At 44.4% G+C, this 6,000-nt stretch carries 4 protein-coding genes and 1 rRNA gene; all 5 read left to right on the top strand.

Annotation, left to right across the window (positions count from 1 at the left end; translation table 11 throughout):
* A 5S ribosomal RNA gene (gene rrf, locus AC06MN_RS12180) occupies positions 1-99 on the top strand; the annotation flags it as partial.
* A gap of 184 nt (positions 100-283) precedes the next feature.
* Positions 284-1,882, top strand: coding sequence for a T9SS type A sorting domain-containing protein (locus AC06MN_RS12175; RefSeq protein WP_475672657.1), 1,599 nt, complete (start codon positions 284-286; stop codon positions 1,880-1,882).
* Between the two features lie 117 nt (positions 1,883-1,999).
* Positions 2,000-4,099: a putative porin gene (locus AC06MN_RS12170; protein WP_475672656.1), complete on the top strand. Its 2,100-nt coding sequence runs from the start codon at positions 2,000-2,002 to the stop codon at positions 4,097-4,099.
* A 21-nt stretch (positions 4,100-4,120) separates the two neighbouring features.
* Positions 4,121-5,548, top strand: coding sequence for a cation:proton antiporter (locus tag AC06MN_RS12165; protein ID WP_475672655.1), 1,428 nt, complete (start codon positions 4,121-4,123; stop codon positions 5,546-5,548).
* A gap of 95 nt (positions 5,549-5,643) precedes the next feature.
* Positions 5,644-5,913: a 30S ribosomal protein S15 gene (gene rpsO / locus AC06MN_RS12160; RefSeq protein ID WP_475672654.1), complete on the top strand. Its 270-nt coding sequence runs from the start codon at positions 5,644-5,646 to the stop codon at positions 5,911-5,913.
* Positions 5,914-6,000 lie beyond the last annotated feature (87 nt).

The following is a 6,000-nucleotide window of genomic DNA, read 5'->3' as shown; positions in this document are numbered from 1 at the left end:
TGCGCAGGGGCGCACCTCTTCCCATTCCGAACAGAGAAGTTAAGCCCTGCCGCGCCGATGATACTGCAGACACTGTGGGAAAGTAGGTCGCCGCCCACCCCTAACGAAAACCCTGGCCAACAAGGCCAGGGTTTTTTGTTTTACTTAGGCTCTTCCCCACCCTTTTCTTGCATCTTGACCTTGCGAAAAACATCAATTTTTGAAAGCACACAAAAAAATCCAACATATTTCTACAAAATCTTATCTTTGCCGCATAAAAGCATTATAAAAAACGAAATTCAATATGAAAAAAGGCATTATTTTGATTTGGTCGCTTTTTGTGATGGGAACAATGCAAGTGTTGGCCCAAAGCACCAATGGAACTGATTTTTGGGTGGCGTTCATGCCAAATTATACGGATGAGGGTGCGCCTTCTGTCAAATTGAATCTTGTGGTGACGGCGCAACAGACAAGTTCTGTCACGGTGGAAAACCCCAGAACAGGTTGGTCCGAGATGATAAATGTGGACGCAGGCGAGTCCTCCACTATCAACATCCCGAATGAATTAGCCTATTTTCAAGATGAATCGGATTGCGTATTGGACAACGCTTTCCATGTGACATGCAAGAATTCAATTTCAGTATTTGCCTCTAACGACAGGGACTATAGCTTTGATGTTTTCAATGTCTTGCCAACGCATGTGCTTGGCAGTGAATATATTCTCCAAGTGTATCCCCGGTATGCCTCCCCCATGAAACCCGAAAGGTTGGCATCTGAATTTGCTATCGTTGCCGTTGAAGATAACACTGTGGTGGAGATAGATTTGACTTTCGACTCACAGAATGGCCATTATGCCCATCAACCGTTCTCCGTTACCTTGAATGAAGGGCAATGCTACCAACTACAGTGTCTTCGTGAGGGCGAGGGCGATTTGAGCGGAACACGGATAACAGCCACCAACAACAAGCCCATCGCCGTGTTTGCAGGCGACAGAGGTTGCTTGATTCCAGATTATTTTTCAGAGGCGGTGGACGCGGCCTACGAGCAAATGATTCCTATTGAATATTGGGGAAAGCAGTTTATAGTGACACCGACCATGATCAAAGGGGTTGACAGGGTACGTGTAACTGCCTTAAACGATAACTGCCAAATCAATGTTAACGGTGAGTGGGCGGCAACGATAGAATCCGCCGAAACATTCGAATTTGTAACTTACGATGCACAGCCTGCAGCCTATATCGAAACTTCAGAACCCGTTCTGGTACATAAGTTTTTGCCTGGAGCCATGTATAATTACCAAGGAAATAATTACTGCGACCCCTCGATGGTGTATATCTGTCCTTTGGATCGCTCCATCCATCATGCAACATTTCCCACTTTTGGCGATTCGAAATGTGAGTTTTTCTTTGTAAACATCGTGGCTGAAACAACAAGTGTCTCAGGCATAAGCCTGAATGGCCAAAGTATTGATTCCTATTTTAGGGAAGTGCCTGGCAACCCAGATTATTCCTTTGCTCGCATTGGTATTAACAACGAGACGCAAACTCTGTCGAGTTCATTGGGCGGTTTTGTAGCCCATGCTTATGGGTTAGGACCTTGCGTGAGTTATGCCTTTTCTGTCGGGGCTGATTTGTCGTGGCATAATGTCCATGTTGCAGAGTACGAACCTGATAGCATAACGACGGCTTATCCCAACCCAGGCTGTAACACGCTCAACATCCGCACGTCCTTGCAGAATGCCCATGTGGAAGTGTATGATATGAACGGGAGGCTCGTTCAAAGCCAAGCCCTCACGGAGCCTGTGACGGCAATTGATACAAAAGGTTGGATTGAAGGTATTTATGTTTGGAAGGTGATAAATAACAGCAAGGAAACCAATTCCAGAAAGTGGATTAAAAAATGACCATTGTAAAAAATCTTCTTTTTTTGGTAGGCCTTACGGCTTACGCTAAATCAAAATCTTCAACCAGATAACCCTTTGCTGCCAAATTTTTCTTAATTTTACCGCAAATTTTTTTCGATGGGTAAAAAGCTGTCATTATTTGTTATCATGCTGATTTTTAGTACATTTGGTTTCTCTCAAGAAAGCAAAGGAGATTCAGTTGTGCCAAAACCTGCTGCAAAAGTGCCCCAAAAAGCCATCGACTCCACCTTCGTGACTTACTACAACGCCTCTTTCGACAGCATTTACCTCAACGCTCCAAAAGTCATAGACACAGCCACATTCAACGCCAACGATTTCGATGTACTCAGCAGAGAAAGAACCATTTACAGCACTTTGTGCAATACAGGATATGCCCACAAATCAATGCGCTTCACTTATTCCGATAAGGTCGGATTCGATATGGGGCTTCCCTCCTACTCCGCTTTCGTTAAGACAAAAGAAAAAATGGAAAGCTATGTTTCGGTTCTGCCTTATTCGGAAGCCCGATATGTAATGACCATCGGCAACAAGGAGCAGCATCTCAATGTAAAGTTCGGCCGGCAATTCGCCCGCAGGCTCTACATCTCCTTTGCATTCAACACCGAAATTTCGCCCGGTGTCTTTCAGCACTGCCAGACCAACAACAATTATTTCTGGATCAATGCGCATTACACCACTGAAAACCAACGCTATGGCGTGATGGCTTATTGGTACCGCAACAAAATGGACATGCAGGAAAACGGCGGCATCGTAAAAGACGAAGACTACATCTCAAATACCGAAAGCGATTACAATGCCATCAGAACCAATCTTACGACCGCTTCCAATTACATCAAAGTCAGCGGAGCAGGTTTGGAACACTATTTCAACCTATTAAGCAGCACCGTAAGCATCAAGCGCGAAAACGACACAACGCAAGTGTCAGATAGTCTTTTCGTTTCGGATTCCATTGTAATAGACTCTATCACAATGGATTCCATTGCATTAGATTCCATTTTGTCGATAAAGGACAGCATTCAGTTTGCCGAACAAAACGAGCAAATCGAGACGATGACACGAAAATTCACCTTGGGACGCATCTGCCACAAATTCGACTACCAGAGGAACCAGCTTTTCTTCAACGAAACCTCACCAAGTGCCAGTTTTTATCAGCCATTTGCCATCGATACGCTTTTGTTTCCCAGCATGACAACTGACACGACAATTGTTCAAGCCATCACCAACAAATTGAACTGGAACAGTTTAGGTTATCAGCAATATAATGACGATGTGCCGTTTTTCGTCTATGCAGGTATCGAACAAGGCATATACAAAATCAAGCACTACGATTATATTGAAGGTGAAATGAGTCCCGAACGAAACTTCAATCAGTTTAGCGTCAACGGCGGCATCATCATCAATCTTTTCAAGTCGACAAGAGTTTCTGGGAAGGCAAAACTCATCACATTGGGCCACCAAATCGGCGATTTCGACATCAACGGCGAATGGCGGCAGTTTTTGGGCACTACCAATAAGAATTTCGGCAAACTCATTTTCAACATTGATGTTAAACGCCAGTCAGCCAATTGGTTCGAAGAATCCTACATTTCCAATCATTTCCGCTGGGAAAACGATTTCGATGCAGCGACCTATCTCAATTTCGGTGCAGCCTACCAATACAAGGCATTCAGTTTCGGTGTAAAGCAGACTTCCATCAACAACCTGATTTACTTTGGTTTGCAAGCCCGTCCCGAACAGCTCAACGATTTTTGCAGCATTAGCGAAGCCTTCGGAAGTTTCCATTTCACACTCAGGAGGTTTGAGTTCGATGGTTTTGCATCCTTGCAAAAAACAAGCAATGAGAACGTTGTACACCTTCCTCTGTTTTTAGGAAAATTCAAGTTTTCCTATTCGCAGCCGATTTTCCACAAGGCAGCCACCTTGCAGCCCAGCCTAACCGTTCAGTATTTCACAAAATACTATGCCGACGCCTATATGCCGGCCTTGCGGACTTTCCATTTGCAAAACGAAGTGAAAATCGGCGATTTCCCCTTCATCGACCTTGCCTTGGCCATTAAGGTCAAGCGGGCGAATGTTTACGTTTCCTACACCAATATGTTCTTATTGACAGGCAATTACGATGCTTTCATTGCGCCGCATTACCCGATGAGAGGCAGCAGGTTTTTCATCGGCTTCAACTGGAGATTGTTCAATTAACCACCACAAAAGCCAAAAATCATGATGCAAGCCGAACTCCTACCCACCACCAACACTTTGGGACAAGTGACCGACACCATAAGGCAGGTCGCCGATACACTGATTCGTCCTGAAATTGGAGAAAACATTTCCGCAACCATCGGAAACGGATCCTCATCAGGAAAGACCGGGCTTGCAATCGCCATCGTAGGTTTGCTCATTTTTGCGGCACACCTATTCTCAAGCCTTTTCAGCAAACGGCGCATTCCTGATGTATTGTTCCTGATTATCATTGGTTTAGTCATCGGACCTATCCTTCATTGGATTACCCCAGAGATGCTTGGTGGCGTCGGGCGCATTTTCACCGGCATTACCTTGGTGCTTATCCTTTTCCAAAGCGGACTGCAACTCAGTTTCAGATCCATCGTTTCATCAATCAGAAGCACTACCCTACTCACCTTGGCGAATTACATTGCAACGACCATCATCATTTGGCTAATCGGATGGCTGGTTTTCAGAATTAACCCCATGGTATCCATAATGTTAGGGACAATTTTAGGCAATACGGCATCCGCTGTTGTCGGGCCGATGGTCGAACAGCTTCACATGACGGAAAAAAGCCGTGCCATTATTGTCCTCGAAGCCGCTTTGGGCAGTGTGCTTAGCATTGTTTTGGCACTGGCCATACTGAAAGCCATACAGTTAGGCACGGTGAATGTTGGCAGCATCATCGGACAGATCTTTTCATCATTCGTCCTTTCCATCATCATGGGCATTCTGGGTGCCATTTTCTGGGCTTTCATTCTCGACAAGGTCAGGCTCATCAAAAACAGCATTCTCACCACTCCGGCCTTCGTGTTCATCATCTACGGCATCAACGAGTGGATGGGCTACAGCGGCGCCATTGCAGCCTTGGCCTTCGGCGTTTGCCTTGCCAATATAGAACGCATTTACGGATCTTGGCTGAAACGTATCATCAAAAAAGAACCGACACAGCTGAACGAAACCGAAAAATCGCTTTTCAGCGAAATAACACTTTTGCTGAAGACCTTTTTCTTCATTTTCGTCGGCATATCAATTCAACTCAATGAATTCAAGCCGATTATCATTGGATTGGGCATTACTGTCGTCATCTACATCATGCGTATCTTTGTCGTCAGATTCTCGATTCTGAAAAAATACGACATTCCAAACATCGACAGAATCTACATGGCTGTTCTCAATCCAAAGGGATTGACAGCTGCCGTCATTGCCACAACGGCAGCCGAAACCGTTCCACATGGTACTGCCATCAAAAACGTTGTGTTTTCTGTCATCCTTTTCAGTATTGTCATCACTTCCGTTTTAGTTCCGCTCATCGAAAAGAAAAAAAGCGTCAACAGGTTCTATTCGAGGCTGTTAGGGCTGAAAAACGAAGATGAAGCCATCCTTACGGAAGCCGCAAATGAAAATAATTCAGAAGAGGAATAAAAAAATAATTAAAAAGGCAATACAATTTCAGAAAAAGTTGTACCTTTGCACCCCGTTAATAGAACGAAGACTTTAAAAGTAAAAGGAAGAAAATTATGTATTTAACTGCAGAAAAGAAATCAGAGATTTTCAGCCAATTCGGTAAAAGCGCTACCGACACTGGTTCAGCAGAAGGACAAATCGCTTTGTTCACCTACAGAATTAAGCATTTGACTGAACAGACAAAAGAACACAAAAAAGATGTGGCCGCCAAGCGCGCACTGGTCGGTTTAGTAGGTAAGAGAAGAAAACTTCTCGATTATTTGAAGAAGACCGACATCGAAAGATACCGTAATATCATCAAGGAATTGGGCATCAGAAAGTAATCCTTTCGCGCTGCCTAAGCGGAAAATCGTTCAAAAAGGCAATTTCACGGAATTGCCTTTTTTTTGCTATTTACTAAACCACACCTA

The organism is Candidatus Limimorpha sp. (assembly GCF_056203535.1).
This window is presented reverse-complemented; position numbering and strand designations above follow the sequence as displayed.

Coding starts and splice junctions, on each gene's coding strand:
- AC06MN_RS12165 (WP_475672655.1), top strand. CDS start 4,121: ATGATGCAAGCCGAACTCCTACCCACCACCAACACTTTGGGACAAGTG.
- AC06MN_RS12170 (WP_475672656.1), top strand. CDS start 2,000: ATGGGTAAAAAGCTGTCATTATTTGTTATCATGCTGATTTTTAGTACA.
- rpsO (WP_475672654.1), top strand. CDS start 5,644: ATGTATTTAACTGCAGAAAAGAAATCAGAGATTTTCAGCCAATTCGGT.
- AC06MN_RS12175 (WP_475672657.1), top strand. CDS start 284: ATGAAAAAAGGCATTATTTTGATTTGGTCGCTTTTTGTGATGGGAACA.